General features: G+C 70.1%; 7 protein-coding genes. 3 read left to right on the top strand and 4 right to left on the bottom strand.

The genetic code is table 11. The features are described from left to right. The first annotated feature begins 40 nt into the window (after positions 1–40). Positions 41–9,862, top strand: a complete 9,822-nt coding sequence (locus GP2_RS17905; protein WP_217997250.1) for a non-ribosomal peptide synthetase — start codon at positions 41–43, stop codon at positions 9,860–9,862. Between the two features lie 100 nt (positions 9,863–9,962). On the opposite strand, the gene GP2_RS17900 is transcribed toward GP2_RS17905, so the two are convergent. The 3 genes from GP2_RS17900 to GP2_RS17890 are packed head-to-tail and all read right to left on the bottom strand — an operon-like array spanning position 9,963 to position 14,143. Next, positions 9,963–12,317, bottom strand: a complete 2,355-nt coding sequence (locus GP2_RS17900; RefSeq protein ID WP_006901981.1) for a HelD family protein — start codon at positions 12,315–12,317, stop codon at positions 9,963–9,965. Then, positions 12,314–13,015, bottom strand: coding sequence for a hypothetical protein (locus tag GP2_RS17895; RefSeq protein WP_006901979.1), 702 nt, complete (start codon positions 13,013–13,015; stop codon positions 12,314–12,316). The genes GP2_RS17900 and GP2_RS17895 overlap by 4 nt, the downstream gene beginning before the upstream one ends. Before the next feature lie 45 nt (positions 13,016–13,060). Further along, on the bottom strand, positions 13,061–14,143 hold the full coding sequence (locus GP2_RS17890) for a DoxX family protein (protein ID WP_006901978.1): 1,083 nt from the start codon (positions 14,141–14,143) through the stop codon (positions 13,061–13,063). A 296-nt stretch (positions 14,144–14,439) separates the two neighbouring features. Between GP2_RS17890 and GP2_RS17885 the strand changes: the two genes are divergently transcribed. Then, a complete protein-coding gene (locus GP2_RS17885; RefSeq protein WP_006901977.1) occupies positions 14,440–15,252 on the top strand; it encodes a hypothetical protein in 813 nt (270 codons plus the stop codon). 90 nt (positions 15,253–15,342) lie between these two features. Here the strand turns inward: GP2_RS17885 and GP2_RS17880 are convergent, their stop codons facing one another. Beyond that, a complete protein-coding gene (locus GP2_RS17880) occupies positions 15,343–16,038 on the bottom strand; it encodes an MBL fold metallo-hydrolase (RefSeq protein ID WP_006901976.1) in 696 nt (231 codons plus the stop codon). Positions 16,039–16,323: 285 nt separating this feature from the next. Here GP2_RS17880 and uvrA point away from each other — a divergent pair, with 285 nt between their 5' ends. Then, on the top strand, positions 16,324–19,206 hold the full coding sequence (gene uvrA, locus GP2_RS17875) for an excinuclease ABC subunit UvrA (RefSeq protein WP_006901975.1): 2,883 nt from the start codon (positions 16,324–16,326) through the stop codon (positions 19,204–19,206). Positions 19,207–19,275 lie beyond the last annotated feature (69 nt).

The raw sequence follows: 19,275 nt of genomic DNA, 5'->3' as shown, positions 1-19,275 counted from the left end.
GGCCACCACTCCGGGGGTCGCCGAGGTCGTCGCCTCGGTCATGTCGCTGCCGTCGGGCGACCAGCTCGTCGCCCACCTCACCGGAACAGGCCTGGATCTCGACTCCGTCCGCGCGGTCGCCGAGGAGCGGCTGCCCGCCTACATGCGGCCCACGTCCTGGGTGGTGCTCGAGGAGATGCCGCGCAACACCTCCGGAAAGATCGACCGCAAGGCGCTGCCGCTTCCCGACTTCGCCGGTGACGAGCACGTCGAACCGGCGAACCCGCTCGAGGTCGCGATCGCCGAGATCTTCGCCGACGTCCTGGGCCTCGACGAGGTCTCGGTCACCACGAGCTTCTTCGACGCCGGCGGCAACTCACTCGCCGCCACCCGGCTCGCGGCGCGTATCGGCCGGATGCTCGACGCCGCGGTGACAGTGCGTGACGTCTTCGACGAACCGACGGTCCGCGGACTGGCCGGACGGTTCGCCGGCGCCGCCCGGTTGTCCACGGTGCCGGCGGCCGCGACACCGCGACCGCGGCCGGAGACGCTGCCGTTGTCCAGCGCCCAGCGTCGGATGTGGTTCCTCAACCAGTACGAGCCCGATGTGGCGTCCTACATCATCCCGTTCGCGTTCCGGATCGGCGGGGGCGTCCGCGCCGACGACGTCCGGGCCGCGATCGGCGACGTCGTCGCCCGCCATGAGATCCTGCGCACCACCTACCCGGTCGGTGCCGACGGACGCCCGCACCAGGTGATCGCCGCGGACGCCGACTTCGACTGGGCCGTCGTCGATTCCGAGGAACGGGCGCGCGAACTCGTCGCGATGCCCTACGACCTCACCCGCGACCGTCCGATCCGGGCGCGCCTGTACAAGGATCCCGCCGATGGCTCCTTGCTGGTGCTGGCGATCCACCACATCGCCGCCGACGGCGCCTCGGGGCCGGTGCTCGCCCGCGACCTCCTGACCGCATACGAGGCCCGCCGCGCCGGACGACGCCCCGACTGGATTCCCTTGTCCCGCCAGTACGCCGACCATGTGCTGGGCCTGGTCGAGGACCCCGCCGTCGCGTCGCAGCGCCGCCGTTGGTGGGTGGAACGACTCGCCGGCGCGCCGACCCTCCTGGAGATCCCGACCACGTACCCGCGTCCGGGCACGCGCGATTCCCGAGGAGCGACGGTCGAGTTCACCATTCCGGGCCGGACCGCCCGGGCGGCGGCCGAACTGGCACGCACCGCGGGCGTCAGTACGTTCATGGTCCTGCACGCCGCACTCGCCGCGCTGCTGGGACGGCTGTCCGGCGGCCGCGACGTGGTGATCGGCACCGCGACCGAGGGACGAGACGGCGACACCGACGACCTCATCGGCATGTTCGTCAACACCGTCGCGCTGCGGACCGGGGTCGAACCGTCCGCGCCGTTCCGGGATCTGCTCGCCGTCGTGCGGGACACCGATCTCGACGCCCTCGCCCACGCAGACGTGCCCTTCGACGAAGTGGTCGACGCGCTCGGCATCGCTCGCACCGGATCGCACGCGCCGCTGGTGCAGGTGCTGCTGACCACCGACGCCGCCGGAGGCGCCGGTATCGCCGCGGAACTGCCGCAGGATCTCGACATCGTGCCGATCGCGATCAGCGACGAGACGGCGAAGTTCGATCTGACGGTCGCGATCCGGACCGACGGGACCGAAGGAGCACCCTGGCGGGGCACGCTGGGCTACGCTCGCGATCTCTTCGACCACGCCGACGCCCGCCGCCTCGCCGACCGCTACGTCGGACTCCTGGCCTCCGCGGTCGCCGACATCGACACCGCGGTCGGCGAGCTCGACCTCCTCGTCGACGGCGAGGAGACGTCTCCGTTGGTGTCCGGGGAACCCGATCCGGACCCGGTGGTGCTCGGCGACCTCTTTGCCCACGCGGCTGCGACCCGGCCGGATCACGTCGCGGTCGTCGACTCCGGACGGAGCTGGACCTACGCCGAACTGGACCGTGCGAGCACATATCTCGCCGCTGAGCTCGTCGAGCGCGGGGTCGGCCCCGACGACGTCGTCGTCTGTGCGTTCACCCGCTCGGCGGTCGCGCAACTGGCGTTGTGGGCCGTGGCCAGGTCCGGTGCGGTGTATTGCCCGATCGACCCGCGGCACCCCGCCGACCGCATCGCCCGGATCATCGAGGCGAGCGGCGCGGCGGTCGGGCTCACCGACGGCTCGGCGGATGCCTTCGACTCCAACGGCTCCCGAGGCCTCACCTGGCTGCGAGTGGACGACGGCCGTGCCGCCGACCTCCGGGCCCGCGCCGACCTGCCGCTACCGGAACCCCGCACCGCGGTGCGCCCCGACAACGGGGCCTACATGATCTTCACCTCCGGTTCCACGGGCCTGCCCAAGGGTGTGCTGGTGACCCATCGCGGACTGACGGGTGTCGCGACGGTGCTCCGCAGCCGGCACGGTTCGGGGCCGGACGCGCGCTGGCTGGGGATCAGCTCGCCGGCCTTCGACGCCGCGATGCTCGAGGCGTTGGGCGCCTACGGCAGCGCTGCGACCCTCGTCGTGGTGCCGCCGGAGATCTACGGCGGACGCGAGCTGGCCGACTTCATCGGTACCCACCGGATCACCCACGCTCTCTTCGTCACCTCGGTGGCTGCGTCGCTACCCGACCCCGCGTCGATGTCCCTGACCGACGTCCTGGTCGGAGGGGAGGCGGTGCCGGACGCGGAGAAGAATCGATGGGCCGGCCACACGGCCTTCCACAACGCCTACGGACCGGCGGAGACGACAATCCTGGGCACCACCTGCCCGGCGATCGGCCTCGCCGAACCGGTCCGGCTGGGACGCCCGGTCCCCGGTGTGACAGCACATGTGCTCGACGAGCGTCTGCATCCGGTTCCGCCGGGCGTCGTCGGCGAGCTCTATCTCTCCGGCGGCGCCCTGGCCCGCGGCTATCACGGCCGAGCGGCCCTGACCGCCGAGCGCTTCGTGCCGTCGGTCTTCGGGCCCCCGGGAAGCCGGATGTACCGAACCGGCGACCTGGTCCGGCGGTCCCGCACCGGCGATCTGACGTACCTCGGCCGCAGCGACTTCCAGGTCAAGCTGCGCGGGCAGCGCCTCGAGCTCGGCGAGATCGAGGCGACGCTGAGAGCACATCCGGCGGTCCGGAACGCGGTCGTGATCGGCGTCGGGGATCCGGTCACCGACCTCGCCGGATACGTCGAGCCCATCGGGCCGGATCGCGATCTCGGGATCGACGAGTTGCGGGATCATCTCGCCGGTCACCTGCCGCCGTACATGGTCCCGGCCGCGCTGCGCATCATGGACGAACTCCCGCGCAATCCGGTCGGCAAGGTCGACCGGGCGGCTTTGCCACCGATCGACCTCGGCGCTGACATGGAGGCGTTCGTGCCCCCTGTCGGCCACACCGAGCGCGTCCTCGCCGCCGTCGTCGCCGACCTGCTCGACCTCGAGAAGGTGTCGGCCACCGCGGACTTCTTCGCCATCGGTGGCAACTCGCTGTCCGCCACACGGTTGTCCGCCCGTGCCGGCGACGAGTTCGGGGTCCGAGTCGGCGTCCGGGATGTTTTCGACAATCCCACCGTCCGCGGCCTCGCCCGGCACATCGACACCGTCCACAACTCCGAGGCACCTCTCGTGCCACTGACGGCGGTCCCAGACCGGCCGGCCCGTATCCCGCTGTCGTATGCGCAGCAACGCGTCTGGTTCCTCAACCGGTTCGAACCCGAGTCCGCTGCGTACACGATCCCCCTCGCGGTCCGGCTCGTCGGGGACCTCGACCGAGACGCGCTGTACGAGGCGATCTGCGACGTCCTGGCCCGGCACGAGGTGCTGCGCACCGTGTTCCCTGATGACGGCGGCGAGCCGTACCAGCGCATCCTCCCGGCAGACGCGGCGCGCGAGTCGCTGCGGTGGGACGATGTCACGGTTGCCGCGCCGATCGACGAGATCGCCGAGGAGGACCTGGGCGAATTGCTGGGCACGACCGGATTCGATCTCACCGCGGAGATCCCGCTGCGTGTCCGCCTGGTTTCCGGGCCGGGCTACCACGTGCTGGTTGTCCTGGTCCATCACATCGCCGCGGACGGCGAATCGATGCGCCCGCTGATGACCGATCTGTGGGGGGCCTACCTGGCCCGCACCACCGGGCGTGTCCCCGAGCTCTCCGAACTGCCGGTGCAGTTCGCCGATCACGCCCTGTGGCAGCGTCGGACACTGGGCGACGTCGACGCCCCGGATTCGGTCCTGGGCCGGCAGGTGCATTACTGGGTGAACCGGTTGTCGGGCCTGCCCGACGTGCTGGCTCTGCCGACCGACCGCCCTCGGCCCGCGGTCGCCTCCCAACGCGGGGCGCGGGTGCGGGGCGAGATCCCGGCTGAGCTGACCCGGCGTCTCGCGGACGTCTGCCGCGAGCGTGGCGTCACCGATTTCATGCTCCTGCATGCTGCGCTCGCACTTCTGCTCGCCCGGTTGTCGGCGACCCGTGACATCGCCATCAGCACGCCGGTGGCAGGCCGCGGGCAAGCGCACCTCGACGACCTGGTCGGCATGTTCGTCAACACCCTGGTGTTGCGCAGCGAGGTCGATCCGGCGCTTCCGGCCGGCGAGTTCCTCGACCGCATCCGGAGCGACGACGTCAACGCCCTCGCCCGTCCGGACGTGCCGTTCGACTACCTCGTCGAACGGCTCGCACCCGTCCGCTCCGAGGCGTTCGCCCCGTTGAGCCAGGTCATGCTCTCGGTCCTGCACGGGACGAGCGATGACCAGGTCGGGCAGGCGCAGTCGCTCGGCGGGCTGCAGATCGAACCGGTGTCCGTGTCGACCGGGACAACCCAACTCGACATGACCGTCGCGATCATCGTCGACGAGGGCCGGGCATGGCCGATCGAGATCGTCTACGCCACCGACCTGTTCGACGAGTCCACCGTCCGCACGACCCTCGCCCGCCTGATACGCGTCCTCGAGCAACTCGCCGACCCTGCCGAACGCGAGGTCGGGGCGATCGATCTCGCCGACGATGCCGAGCGGGCCCGGATCGAAACATTGACCACCGGACCGGAACTCGACGTGCCGTGGTCGTCGATCACCGAGACCGTCTACGTTCAGGCCCGCACGAAACCGAACGCAGTCGCGCTCGTCGCGGGGGAGCGGACCCTGTCCTACGCCGAATTCGCCGGCCGCGTGTCGCAGCTCGCGCGTCGCCTGGCCGATGCCGGTGTCGGTCGGGAAACGGCTGTGGGCGTGTGTATCCCGCGGTCGGTCGAGCTGGTCCTCGCCGTCCACGCCGTGGTCGCCGCCGGCGGGGGTTACGTCAGCATCGACCCGTCCACCCCGCCCGAGCGGCTGTTGGCCATGATCGACACCGCGGCGATCTCGGTGATCCTCACGGCCGACCCGCAGCCGGCGGTGCTCGACGGCGTCGCGTCCGCCGTGCTGACCGTCGACGCGACCGAGCCGGGCGCGGCCGACGCCGACCTGTGGTTCCGGCCCGTCCACCCGGACACCGGGCTGTACACCCTGTTCACCTCCGGATCGACCGGAACCCCCAAGGGCGTCACCATGAGTCGTCGGGCGGTGCTCAACCGGCTGGCGTGGATGCAGGACCGGGAACCGCTGTCCGCGGACGATGCGGTGCTGCTGAAGACGCCGGTCACGTTCGACGTGTCGGTGCCCGAGCTGTTCGCGCCGCTGCTCGTCGGGGCGCGACTGGTCATCGCCGAGGACGGGCGTCACGTCGACCCGGCATACGTCCTCGACGAGATCGCCCGGCAGAAGGTCACCTCGGTCCACTTCGTGCCGTCGATGATGGTGGCTTTCGTCGAGTACGTCGGCGACGATCCGCGGCGTCGGGAGGCTCTCGCCTCGCTCCGGCGGGTGCATTCATCCGGCGAGGCACTGCCCGCCGCGACCGCGCATGCGATGGCCGCACTCGCGGTGAACGCGGTCCTGGACAACCTCTACGGGCCCACCGAGGCCGCGGTCGAGGTCACCGCGCATACGCTCCGGCCCGACGACGCGACGGTGCCGATCGGCGCGCCGGTCGCCAACTCGATCACGCTGGTCCTCGACGATCGGTTGCGACCGGTCCCGGTCGGGGTGGTCGGCGAACTCTACGTCGGTGGGCCGCAGTTGGCGCGGGGCTATGCGTCGCGGCCGGATCTGACGGCCGAGCGGTTCGTCGCCGACCCGACCGGTAACGGCACGCGTCTGTACCGCACCGGTGATCTGGTGCGGTGGAACGCAGCCGGCGAACTCGACTACCTCGGGCGTGCGGACTTCCAGGTGAAACTGCGCGGCCAGCGGATCGAACTCGGTGAGATCGAGTCGATCTTGACCGGAATCGACGGCATCACCCACGCCGCCGTAGCGGTCCACGGCGGCGCATCGACCGGTGTGCTCGTCGGCTATCTCGCGGGAGACGTCGACCTCGACGCCGTACGGGCCCGGGTCGCGGCGACCCTGCCGCAGTACATGCGGCCCACACAGTGGGTGGTGCTCGACGATGTCCCGCTGACGGCGACGGGCAAGCTGGATCGTCGGGCGTTGCCGGCCCCCGAGATCGCAGCAGGCGAGATCGTGCGTCCCGCCGACGGGATCGAGCGGGCCGTGGCCGGGATCTTCGCCGAGGTCCTCGGCGTCGACGAGGTCTCGGTGACCGTGCCGTTCTTCGAGCTCGGCGGTCACTCGCTCCTCGCCATGCGCGTCGTCGCCGCGATCGCCGACCGGCTCGGCGTCGACATCGACATCCGCGATCTGTTCCGCACCCCGAGCGTGCGTGAACTCGCCGCCACGCTCACGAGGCGACGGCTCGGCGCCCAGCCGCTGCGTGCCCGGCGCCGTCCGTCGCGGATCCCGCTGTCGTATGCGCAGCAACGCATCTGGTTCATCAACCAGTTCGACGTCACCTCGCCCGTCTACAACATGCCCGCCGCCTTCGACGTCCTCGGCGACCTCGACACGAGTGCGCTGCGCGCGGCCCTCGTCGACGTGATGAGTCGGCACGAGCCGCTGCGCACCGTGTACCCGCTGGGTGACGACGGGCTCCCCGAACAGTCCGTCCTCGATGCCGACGATGCCGCGGAGCAGTTGGCCTGGCAGGAGACCGACGACATCGGAACCGCGATGATGCTGTGCGGCAGGGGCTTCGACGTCGCACGTGAGCTGCCGGTCCGGGTTGCGGTCGCCCCGATCGAGGGCGGGTATCGCGTCGTCGTGGTGATCCACCACATCGCCGGCGACGCGGCGTCCCTGGAGATCCTCACCGAGGAGCTCCTCGCCGGGTATCACCGCCATGCGACCGCGTCGGGGTCGGCCGGGGAGACCGGGGGCGCAGGAGCGGCGGAGAGCGCGGAACCGCTGGAGATCGGCTACATCGATCACACGCTCTGGTCGCGCGAGGTCCTGGGCGACATCGAGGACGAGTCGTCGCCGATGGCATCGCAGTTCGAGTACTGGTCGCAGACCCTTCGCGGGATCCCCGCGGCGATCGACCTGCCCGTCGACCGGCCGCGGCCTCCCGTGACCGACCATCGCGGCGGGCGGCTGACGATCGACTTCGGGGCGGAGCTCAGCGACGCCGTGTTCGCCACGGCGCGTGCCCACGGGATGACCGCATTCATGGTCTGTCACGCCGCATTCGCGGCGACCCTCGCACGCCTCACCCGAATCGGCGACGTGAACATCGGCGCCGCGGTCTCCGGCCGCGGACAGGCGGCGACCCGGCGCATGATCGGCATGTTCGTCAATACCGTCGTGCTGCGGACCCCCGTGCGCGACGACGACACCATCGGCGACCTGCTCGATCGGGTACGCGCCATCGACCTCGAGGCCTTCGCCCACGCGGACATCCCGTTCGAGATGTTGGTCGAACACCTCGCGCCGGTGCGTTCGACGGCGCACCCGCCGCTGGTCCAGGTCATGATGAACTACCTGTCGGCAGGGGATTCGGCAGCGGCTCCCGTCGGCGACGAGGACTCGGCCTGGGATCTCGACGGGCTGCGGATCGTGCCCGTCGACGCGGGCGCGCCGCCCGCGAAGGTCGATCTGAGTCTCGGCCTCGCCGAGCGGCACACCGCCGACGGGCTGTCCATCGTCGGCGAGATCGACTACGCGGCAGCGCTGTTCGACCTCGAGACGGTCGAGACGATCCGGCAGGTCTTCTTCGTGATGCTCGACGCGATCACCGCCGGGTCGGACCCGACGGTCGGTGACGTCGAACTCGTGCCGAGCGCAGTGGCACAACGCCTGCGGTCTGCGACCGAAGCGATCGTCGTCGACGAGTGGGGACGGGTCCTGCCGCCGCGCGTGCCCGGCGAGCTGCGCTCGGCCGCTCGAGGTGTCTCCGGCGAGCGTCTGCTCGCCCGGTGGATCGACGGCGCCTCCGCTCCCCGGATCGAGATCCTGGGTCGCCTCGACCGGCAGACCAGGATCGGCGGTCTGCGGGTGGACCTGGACCGGGTCGAGTCCGTGCTGGCCGAACTCGACGTCGTCCAGTCCTGCGCCGTGGTCGCGGTCTCGGGGAAGGATGGCGACGAGGTCCACGCGTGGGTGGTCGTGGCCGCTCCCGACACGACCGACGACGGCAACCGCGCGGCGACGCTGCGTCGGGAGCTCGTCGAATTCCTCGCACCGCACGAGATTCCGACCACCGTCACCGTCGTCGGCGAACTGCCCGTGGATTCTGCCGGCCGGCCGGACCACGCCTGGATCGCCCGCAGGATCGCCGACACCTCGCCTGCGCGGCTGCCGGGGGCGCCGGCCGCGCCCGACGGGCCGTGGGAGGAGATGGTCGCCGAGTGCATGTCGGAGGTCACCGGCAAGCCCTTCACCGATTCCACCCAGGGCTTCTTCGACCTCGGCGGCACCTCGCTGTCTGCCGTCCGGCTCGTCGCGGAGCTGCGACGACGCACCGGCATCCCGGTCGAGGTCGCGTGGGTCTTCGCCGGGCCGACCCCGCGGGACCTCGGCGCCCGGCTCGCGGCGCACCACGACCCCGGCGTCGAGGAGCCGGCGCCGACGGGCGTCGTCGTGCCGCTTCGCGCCGAGGGGGCGCGGCCCCCGGTGTTCTGCGTCCATCCGGCGGACGGCCTCGCCTGGCTGTTTGGCGCGTTCACCCCGTATCTCGACGACCGGCCGGTCTACGGACTCCAGGACCCGTACGTGGTCGCCGGCGAGCTGCCGGATGCGGCGATCCGCGACCTCGCGGCGCGCTACGTCGACGAGATCCGGCGCGTCGTGCCCGACGGTCCGTATCACCTGCTCGGCTGGTCGATCGGCGGACTGATCGCGCAGGAGATGGCCGTCGCGCTGCGCGAGCACGGCGCCGAGGTCGGATTCCTCGGACTGCTGGACAGTTACCCGGCCGACGAGGCGGGAGCCGACGAGCATCTCGCCGACGGGGTGTCCGCCGAGGGTCTGCCCGACGGAATCGATGCCCGGCGAGCGGCAGCCGGCCTTCTCGGCGGATGGCGGCAGGTCATCGACGTCGACGAACTCGTGGACCCGACCGATCCGCAGTCCGCGTCGCCGGAGGCCCTCGCCGCCGCGATCCGGGATCGGGTCATCGGCCTCGGACTGCTCGACGCGGACTCCTTCGACCGGATGTTGCAGCGGATGGGCAGCTCCGCGGAGCGGATCATCGCCCACCGGCCGCGTCACCACGCCGGCGACATGACGCTCGTCGTCGCGACCGGCGAACACGACGACCAGGTCGCGGAGTCGATCGCGGCTCGCTGGGAACCCTTTGTGGGAGGCGAGATCACGCGCATCGACCTCGACACCGACCACCTCGGCATCGTCGGCAGCGAGGCGCTCGACCTGATCGGTCCGCGGATCGATGCGGCACTCCGTGAGGCGGACGGTCCTCGCGAACGCTGAGTCGGGATCTCGGGGACCCGACGCAGCGGTCGCTTCCATGGTCTCGAAAGCCCGGTTGGGTCGTCGCAGCGTCGTGCGGTGCGTCCGGCCCCCGGGCCGCTCAGCCTGCGACGGCAGGCATGCCGGACAGCGACTCGGGGAGTTCCTCCGCGTGGACGACGAGGAGACGCTGGGTGGCGCGGGTGAGGGCGACGTACAGGTCGCTGAGACCACGTGGCGACTGGGCCACGATCTCGGCGGGTTCGACGACGATGGTCGTGTCGAACTCGAGGCCCTTGCAGGACCGCACGGTGTAGACCTTCGGCACCTCGACGTCCTTCGCCTCGAAGGATGCGGGGTCGAGCGCCGAGGTCACCGTCTCCAGAAGCGAGTCCGGTACCACGACCGCGGTGAGGCCCTCCAGCTCGGCGAGATCGACCGCGCGCAGGATCCCCTCGGCGATCTCGGAGGTGTCGTCGGATCGGATCGACACGGCGAGCGGTTCGATCCCGTTGCTGCGCAACGACGTCGGCGGCGTCTCACCGTTGCCGATCTCGTCCAGGACACGGGCCGCATAGGTCATGATCTCGGCGGGGGTGCGGTAGTTGACCGTGAGTTCTTTGAACTGCCACCGCTTGGCCACGTACGGTTCCAGGACCTCGCCCCACGACCGGGTGCCCGCCTCGTCGGAGGTCTGGGCGGTGTCGCCGATGATGGTCATCCAGCGATTCGGGATGCGGCGCATCACCATCCGCCACGCCATCGGCGAGAGCTCCTGCGCCTCGTCGACGATCACGTGACCGAACGTCCAGCTGCGGTCGCCATAGGCCCGCTCCGCGGTGGTCAGGCGCTTCGTCTCGGTCTGTCGGGCCGCGAGCTGTTCGGCGTCGATCAGGTCGTAGGCCATGAGGATCTCGGGATCGAGTTCGTCCTCGAGATCCTGTGGCGCCGAACCGGTCAGAATGTCGAGCGCATCCTGGGCCTCGGCGAGTTGCCGGCGCCAGCGGGCGCGTTCGGCACGCTCGGCGTCGTCGGTTCCGTAGCCGACGAGCTCCGCGAGTTCGTCGAGAAGCGGCACGTCCGCGGGGGAGAAGTCCTCGCCCTCGCCGGAGTACGTCCGCGGCTCGCGGTACAGCGCGGCGCGGTCCTCGTCGCTCCACCCGGTGGTCGCCTTGCGGATCGCCTTGGCATCCGAGAGGAACTCCCGCAGCATGTCCTGCGGGGTCAGGGTCGGCCAGTACTTCAGGAGGGCGGCCCGGATCTCGGGGTCGCGGCTCATGTCGTCGCGGATGTCGGCGATGTCGCCCGGGCTGAGCAACTGCGAACCGTCGAGCAGGCTGGACCCGATGGCCGACGCGTGGCGCGCCGCCAGTTCGGCGAAACCGGCCTTCAGAAACGCCGGTTGGGCCTGGTTGTGCGGACGGCGCGAGGCACGCGCCTTCGCGCGCGCAGCCTTGATGAGCGCGGAGTCGATTTCGACGCGATAGCCGTCGAAGTCGATCGACTCGGGCTTGGACGGCAACGCCTGCTTCGCGCGGACGGCCTTCTTCATGACGTCGACCATCCGCAGGCTGCCCTTGATCGCGGCCGCGGCGCGCGGGTCCTCGGCGCGGGCACGGACGCCGGGGAACAGGTCGCCGACCGTCGAGAGCAGCACCCCCGACTCGCCGAGCGACGGCAGCACCTGTCCGATGTAGTTCAAGAAGTCGTCGTTCGGGCCGATGATGAGAATGCCGCTGCGCGAGAGGATCTCGCGATGCGTGTACAGCAGGTAGGCGGCGCGGTGCAGCGCGACCGCGGTCTTGCCGGTGCCCGGCCCGCCCTGGATGACCGTCACACCGCGATGGGTGGACCGGATGATCAGGTCCTGCTCGCGCTGGATGGTCTCGACGATGTCGGTCATCTCGCCGGTGCGGGCTGCGTTGAGCGCCGCGACGAGTGCCGACTCGTTCACGACGTCGCCGTGGCCGAGGTCGTCGAGCACGGCGTCGCCGGCGATGAGCGATTCGTCGCTGACGCCGCGCACCTTGCGGTTTCGGGTGCGGATGTGACGACGGCGCGACACACCTTCGGGGGACGCCGGGGTCGCGAGGTAGAACGGCCGTGCGAGTGGTGCGCGCCAGTCGAGGAGCAGGGTGGCGTCGGTCGCCGAGTCGTCGAGCGATCCGTCGTCGCCGAGTCCGTCGTCGAGGATGCCGATGCGGCCGATGCGGCGGATCTCGCCGTCCTCGAGGTCGAGTCGGCCGAAATACAGGTTGTGCTCGGCGGCATCGATCTTCGCGAGGTCCTCGATGTACATCCGCTCGTACGACTCGCGCTCGGACAGGGCCTGCGGGGTCCCGCCGCGTTCGCTGAGCGTTGCGGAGAGCCGACGCCTCGTGGTCTGGCGCATGCGGTCGAGGCGACCGTAGACCCGGTCGAGGTGGTGCTGTTCCTCGGCGAGCCTGGGGTCGGTGTCCGGGGAGAGCGCGGTCATCGGGCGCCTCCGTCCGCGGCGAGGGACGGCCAGGCCGGCTGCGACAACCCCGCGGCGCGCATGAGACCGGTCACCCGGGCACCGAGGTCGCCGGTCGCCAGCCGCGCACAGACGTCGGCGGGCGGACCGTCGAGTTTGGTCACTCCCAATCGGCGTGCGAGCCACGCCAGCACGGTCGGCTGATCGCCGAAGGGCAGCGCGGCCCCGCCGTCTGGGTCGGCCAGGACTCCATGACGTGAGACGTAGAGGTCGAACTCGTCCGGAGTGGGGACGCCCGGCAGGCGGTCTGCGAGCTGGAGGGGATGGTCGTGCGTGTTCACTGTCCGTCGATCGTAGTTGGGTTCGGTGCGGTCCAGAGCCTCGGTCTGCGACGGCTTCAGCCATGCACCGACGGTCGTCAACACGCCCTGACCTGCGTGAACAGGTGCTGCGGGGATGTATCCGCGAGCCGCGACGTGGGCGGAATGGCCCACTGTGATGTTGGCGACCCGCACCCTGCAGAGGGCGGGTTCCACCGCGTCACCGAGATGGTCCAGCTTACGCCGGAGAACGCTCGGGGCGGCATTCGAGCCGACGGCCACGACCAGCCGCGAGTTCGGCGGCGGGGCCACGGACCCGAGCGGCTGCAGCAGAACGGACGCGGGCACCCACGGGTAGTCCTCCGGTGGGTGCGCCGCGTCCGGTCTGTTCTGGTTCATACTCAGCGTCGTTCTCGGACCGAGCGGTGTGACGGGCCGCGCTGATCAGGCGCGGGCCTTGCGCCAGCGCTTGCGTCCCTCGTCGGCGGTGTGAGCCGCGGACTCCTCGGCGGCGGCCGCGAGCTGACGCGCGGTCTCGGCGAGTTCGGCCGAGCGCTGACGCGCGTTCTCGGCGAGCTCCGCCGAACGATCGCGGGCGACGTCGGCCAGTTCGGGGGCACGCTTGCGGGCGACCTCGGCGAGTTCCGCGGAACGGTCGCGGGCGATATCGGCGAGCTCGCGGGCGGCGTCGGCGATCTCGGGTGCGCGCTTGCGCGCCTTGCGAGCGAGGATCGGTGCGCGCTTGCGGGCGGTCTCGGCGATCTCGGTCGAACGCTCGAGTGCCGCGTCGGCGAGTTCGGGAGCACGCTCGCGTAGGAGCTCGGCGGTCTCCGCGGCGCGCTCGGCGACCTCCTGCGAACGCTTCTGCGCTGCCTCGGCGATCTCCGGGGCGTGCTCGCGGAACCGCTCGGCCGCCTCCGCCGAACGCTCCGAGAGCAGATGCGCACCCTTGCTCAGCAGCTCGCCGGCCTCGACGGACCGCTCGCCGACCAGCTCGGCACCCTCATGGGTGCGTTCGCGCAGCGAGTCCCACGCCGAGTGGCCGGCGGCGGTGCCGATCGGCAGTGCCGCGGCGACGGCCTGCGCCTTCTGCCGGCCACGCCATGCCAGCGACGGCTTGCCCTCGGTGTCCACCGCGGCGAGCAGGACTCCGCCGAGCAGGCCGACGTTCTTGACGAACGCGTCGCGCTGGGCCTGCTTGCGGACCGGATCGGCCTCGTTCCAGAAATCGGTGCCCGCTGCGGTCGTCGGGACCAGGGTGCCGGCCAGCACCACCGACGCCAGTCGCGGCAATTTGCCGGTGGCGAGCAGGATGCCGCCGCCGATCTGGGCGGCGGCGTTGATCTTCACCAGGGTCTCGGTGTCCTCCGGGATCTTCTCCGCCACCTCGGGCGGCAACGCGGTGCGAGCCCGGTCGACGACCGGCTCCGCGGACTGCGCGATCGGTTTGGGGCTGCGGATCGTCTCGACGCCTTGCGCGATGAACGCGGAGGCGAGGAGCGGGCGGGCGATACGGCGGAGAATCATCGGTCACAACCTTCTTCAGTCGATGCGGTTCGAGATCCGTCGGGTCGCGCTGACTTCGGGGTCAGAGCGATGGGCCTCGTCAACGCTACCCGTCCTTCGGATATGTGCTGGTGAATCGACTCTTCGTGATCCTTTCGGGAATATCCGTCCCAGATCGCGAACACAGTGCGCTTCGTCAGACCACGTATCCGGTGGGGGAGAAGGTCAAACACCGGCCGTCACGGCCCGCCGAGGACGTTGCGACTCGTCTCATATCCACCCGCTCGATGTCGTGGGTGCGTCCTAGGATTCGGCGCGTGGGCTCCAAGAAGAGTGACAACGGCAGCGCCATCGTCGTGGGGATCGTGCTGGTCGCCGTGTTCTGCGCACTCGCGTGGCCGTACTACCTCGGCACCTGGCTCGCGGTGGAGTTCGGAGCGGACAATCCGTCCACGGCGCGAACGGCGACGGGTTGGGTCCTGGAATCCATCTACCTGATCGGCCTGGTGAGCCTCGGGATCTGGTCGTGGTGGTCGGACGAGCGGGAGAAGGAGAAGGCCCGGCGTCTCGAAGCCGAGAAGCGTCAGCGCGAGATCGACTTCGGCTCGGACGGTGCCCGGCTCTACGAATCCGCCGAGGCGGCGATCGCGCGGATCGCCGGATCCGAGGCGGCCCGCGCCGGCTGGCTGGGGGACCCGGCCGACTTCGACTTCCGGGCAGATCTCTGGTCGATAGCGGCGAACCTGCGTCGCGCGGAGGAGATCCGGAAGGTGATGGCCGGCGCAGCCGGCATCCGCAGGTTCACCAGGACCGACGAGCAGATGCTCGACGACGCGCGGCGGACCGTCGCAGCCCTCGAGCAATCGGTCCAGCGTCGTGTCGAGCTCATCGGAGAGTGCGCGCGGCAGGCCGAGGACATCGACCGCGCGTTGCGCGAGGAACGCGAGAACGCCGAGGACGCGAGGCGACGCGAGGAGCTACGCGGCCGCCTCGGCACCGTCCTCTACGGTTCGCCTGCCACGCCGGCCGAGGAGGGCTCGGAATCCGCCGACGTCGTGAAGGCGCGGGCAGCGGCGTTCCACGAGCTCAAGGCGCTCGTCGACAAGCACCGGATCGACGAGGGGCAGTAGCGCCCGATCGGCCGGACCCGCCACCGTTGCGTGAACCCCTCCGGCCGATGCCGGGACAGGAATGCGGAACGGCGGTGGGTGTGCGCGGGCTCACCAGCCGCGCTCGCGCCACTCCGGGAGGTGCGGGCGCTCGGCACCGAGCGTGGTGTCCTTGCCGTGCCCGGGGTAGACCACCGTCGAGTCCCCGAACCGGTCGAAGATCTTGGTCGACACGTCGTCGAGGAGTTTCTCGAAGTCGCCGGGCTGCCACGTCTTGCCGACGCCTCCCGGGAACAACGAGTCGCCGGTGAACAGCTGCACGACCTCCTCGCCGTCGGCGGTGGTGTCGGTCAGCGCGAGGGCGATCGACCCGGGGGTGTGGCCGACGAGGTGGATCGCCTCGAACCGGAGGTCGCCGATCTCGATGACGTCGCCGTCGTCGACGAGGCGGTCCGGGGCCACCGGGATCTCCGGGGCATCGTGGCGGCCGGCGGCGGTCGGGGCGCCGGTGTGCTCGGCGACCGCCTCGAGGGCCTGGACATGGTCGAAGTGCTGATGGGTGGTGAAGATGAGGGCGGGCTTTCCGCCGATCGCGTCGAGCGTGGCGATGATCGTCTCGGCGTCGTTCGCGGCGTCGATGATCAGCTGATCACCCGTCGCCTTCGAGGTGACGATGTAGACGTTGTTGTCCATCGGCCCGACCGAGAGCTTCACGATCGTGGCCTTGCCGAGGGTGCGGCGTTGCGGGGTCTTGGACTCGGAGAGGTCGCCGGTGTAGTCGTCGCTGATCGGTGTCGCGGAGGTCATGGGGAAAGGCTATGACACCGCGCGGTCGCCATCGCGCCCGTCACCGCCGTGTCGTGTGACGCTCGCGACGGCCGGACGCGCTCTGAGCACGGGTATCGTGGACTATCGGTTCGATGGTGTATGGCACGGGTGGCGAGACCGATCCTCCGGCCCTCGGACTGCGAATCCCCAACGGGTCTACGCCGTCGAGACGGCTTGTCGGTACCTGCCGATATGGTGCCCATGCGCCGCGCGTGCGCCCTGAGCTCGATGGACCTGTGACTCGAAAAGAATGTTAGGACTGCAGTGGTTGATCGTCTGATCGTCCGAGGTGCCCGCGAACACAACCTTCGCGGTGTCGATGTCGACCTTCCCCGGGACAGCCTCATCGTGTTCACCGGATTGTCGGGCTCGGGCAAGTCGTCGCTCGCCTTCGACACGATCTTCGCCGAGGGACAACGCCGTTACGTCGAGTCGCTGTCGGCCTACGCCCGGCAGTTCCTCGGCCAGATGGACAAACCCGACGTCGACTTCATCGAGGGGCTCTCGCCGGCGGTGTCGATCGACCAGAAGTCGACCAACCGCAACCCGCGGTCGACGGTCGGCACCATCACCGAGGTCTACGACTACCTCCGCCTCCTCTACGCGCGCGCCGGAAAGGCCCACTGCCCGGAATGCGGCGAGCCGATCGCCAAGCAGACGCCGCAGCAGATCGTCGACCAGGTCCTCGCGATGGAGGAGGGCACCCGATTCCAGGTGCTCGCGCCGGTGGTCCGCACGCGCAAGGGCGAGTTCGTCGACCTCTTCGCCGAGCTGCAGACCCAGGGCTTCTCGCGTGCCCGCATCGACGGCGTCGTCCACCAGCTGACCGATCCGCCGAAGCTGAAGAAGCAGGAGAAGCACGACATCGAGGTCGTCGTCGACCGCCTCGTCGTCAAGCCCAGCGCCAAGCAGCGCCTCACCGACTCGGTCGAGACCGGCCTGCGCCTGGCCGACGGGATCATCGTGCTCGACTTCGTCGACCTCGACGAGGACGACCCGAACCGCGAGCGCCGCTTCTCGGAGAAGATGGCGTGCCCCAACATGCACCCGATCGCCATCGACGATCTCGAACCGCGATCCTTCTCGTTCAACTCGCCCTACGGCGCCTGCCCGGAGTGCGACGGCCTCGGCGTTCGCAAGGAGGTCGACGAGGACCTCGTCGTCCCGGACCCCGACCTGTCGCTGGCCGAGGGTGCGATCGCGCCGTGGTCGACCGGCCACAACGCCGACTATTTCCTGCGGCTGATGTCGGGTCTGGCCGACCAGATGGGCTTCGACGTCAACACCCCGTGGAAGAAGCTGCCGGTCAAGGCCCGGCGCGCGCTGCTCAACGGCAGCGACCACCAGGTCCACGTGAAGTTCCGCAACCGCTACGGACGCACCCGCTCGTACTACACCGAGTTCGAGGGGGTGATGTCGTTCCTCGAGCGCCGGATGGAGCAGACCGAGTCCGAGCAGATGAAGGAGCGATACGAGGGGTACATGCGCGACGTGCCGTGCCCCGCGTGCGAGGGCGCGCGCCTGCGCCCGGAGATCCTGGCCGTCACGCTCGACCACCCCGAGTACGGGGCGAAGTCGATCGCCGAGGTCTGTGCGCTCTCCGTCGCCGAATGCGCCGACTTCCTGGACAACCTGCACCTCGACGAACGTCAGGCCGCGATCGCCGGACGCGTCCTCAAAGAGGTCCAGGCCCGCATCCGGTTCCTGCTCGACGTCGGTCTGGAGTACCTGTCGCTGTCGCGCGCGGCAGGTTCGCTGTCCGGCGGTGAGGCCCAGCGCATCCGGCTCGCGACGCAGATCGGCTCCGGCCTCGCCGGCGTCCTCTATGTCCTCGACGAGCCGTCGATCGGCCTGCACCAGCGCGACAACCGACGACTCATCGAGACCCTCACCCGCCTGCGGGATCTGGGCAACACGCTGATCGTTGTCGAACACGACGAGGACACCATCCGCGCCGCCGACTGGATCGTCGACATCGGCCCGCGCGCGGGCGAGCACGGCGGCGAGGTCGTGCACTCGGGCAGTTACAAGGACCTGCTCAAGAACAAGAGGTCGCTGACCGGCGCATACCTGTCGGGCCGCGAGGAGCTGGCGATCCCGGAGATCCGCCGACCCATCGACCGCAAGCGGCAGCTGACCGTCGTCGGCGCCCGCGAACACAACCTGCGCGGCATCGACGTGTCGTTCCCGCTCGGCGTGCTGACCACGGTCACCGGTGTGTCCGGGTCGGGCAAGTCGACGCTGGTCAACGACATCCTCGCGACGGTCTTGGCCAACAAGCTCAACGGCGCGCGGCAGGTGCCCGGCCGGCACACGCGCGTCAAGGGACTCGACAACCTCGACAAGCTCGTGCAGGTCGACCAGTCGCCGATCGGTCGCACCCCGCGGTCCAACCCGGCGACCTACACCGGCGTCTTCGACAAGATCCGCACCCTGTTCGCCGCCACCACAGAGGCGAAGGTCCGCGGCTACCAGCCGGGCCGCTTCTCGTTCAACGTCAAGGGCGGCCGCTGCGAGGCGTGCACCGGCGAGGGCACGATCAAGATCGAGATGAACTTCCTGCCGGATGTCTACGTCCCGTGCGAGGTGTGCCACGGCGCCCGCTACAACCGCGAGACGCTCGAGGTCCACTACAAGGGCAAGACCATCGCGGAGGTCCTCGACATGCCGATCGAGGAGGCCGCCGACTTCTTCGAGCCGGTCACCTCGATTCACCGGTACCTCAAAACACTCGTCGACGTGGGCCTCGGCTACGTCCGCCTCGGTCAGCCGGCGCCGACGCTGTCCGGCGGCGAGGCGCAGCGCGTGAAGCTGGCCGCCGAGCTGCAGAAGCGCTCGTCGGGCCGGACGATCTACATCCTCGACGAGCCGACCACCGGCCTGCACTTCGAGGACATCAAGAAACTGCTCACGGTGATCAACGGACTGGTCGACAAGGGCAACACGGTCATCACCATCGAGCACAACCTCGACGTCATCAAGACCGCCGACTGGATCATCGACATGGGTCCCGAGGGCGGCAGCGGCGGCGGCATGGTCGTCGCCGAGGGCACGCCAGAGGACATCGCGGTCGCGCCCGGCAGCCACACCGGCAGGTTCCTCGCCGAGATCCTCGACGTCGACCAGACGGTCGCGTCGGCCGGCTGACGCAACCGCAAGAGGAATCGCCACTTCTGGTACAGGATCGCGGGTTTCACCCTGCGACTCGGTCCGGAA

Source organism: Gordonia paraffinivorans NBRC 108238, assembly GCF_000344155.1.
GTDB classification, from domain to species: Bacteria; Actinomycetota; Actinomycetes; order Mycobacteriales; family Mycobacteriaceae; genus Gordonia; species Gordonia paraffinivorans.
This window is presented reverse-complemented; position numbering and strand designations above follow the sequence as displayed.

Excerpts from the sequence above, each read along its gene's own strand:
- GP2_RS17880 (WP_006901976.1), bottom strand. The coding sequence starts at position 16,038 with ATGACCTCCGCGACACCGATCAGCGACGACTACACCGGCGACCTCTCC.
- GP2_RS17905 (WP_217997250.1), top strand. The coding sequence starts at position 41 with ATGTCGCTGCCGTCGGGCGACCAGCTCGTCGCCCACCTCACCGGAACA.
- GP2_RS17890 (WP_006901978.1), bottom strand. The coding sequence starts at position 14,143 with ATGATTCTCCGCCGTATCGCCCGCCCGCTCCTCGCCTCCGCGTTCATC.
- GP2_RS17900 (WP_006901981.1), bottom strand. The coding sequence starts at position 12,317 with ATGACCGCGCTCTCCCCGGACACCGACCCCAGGCTCGCCGAGGAACAG.
- GP2_RS17895 (WP_006901979.1), bottom strand. The coding sequence starts at position 13,015 with ATGAACCAGAACAGACCGGACGCGGCGCACCCACCGGAGGACTACCCG.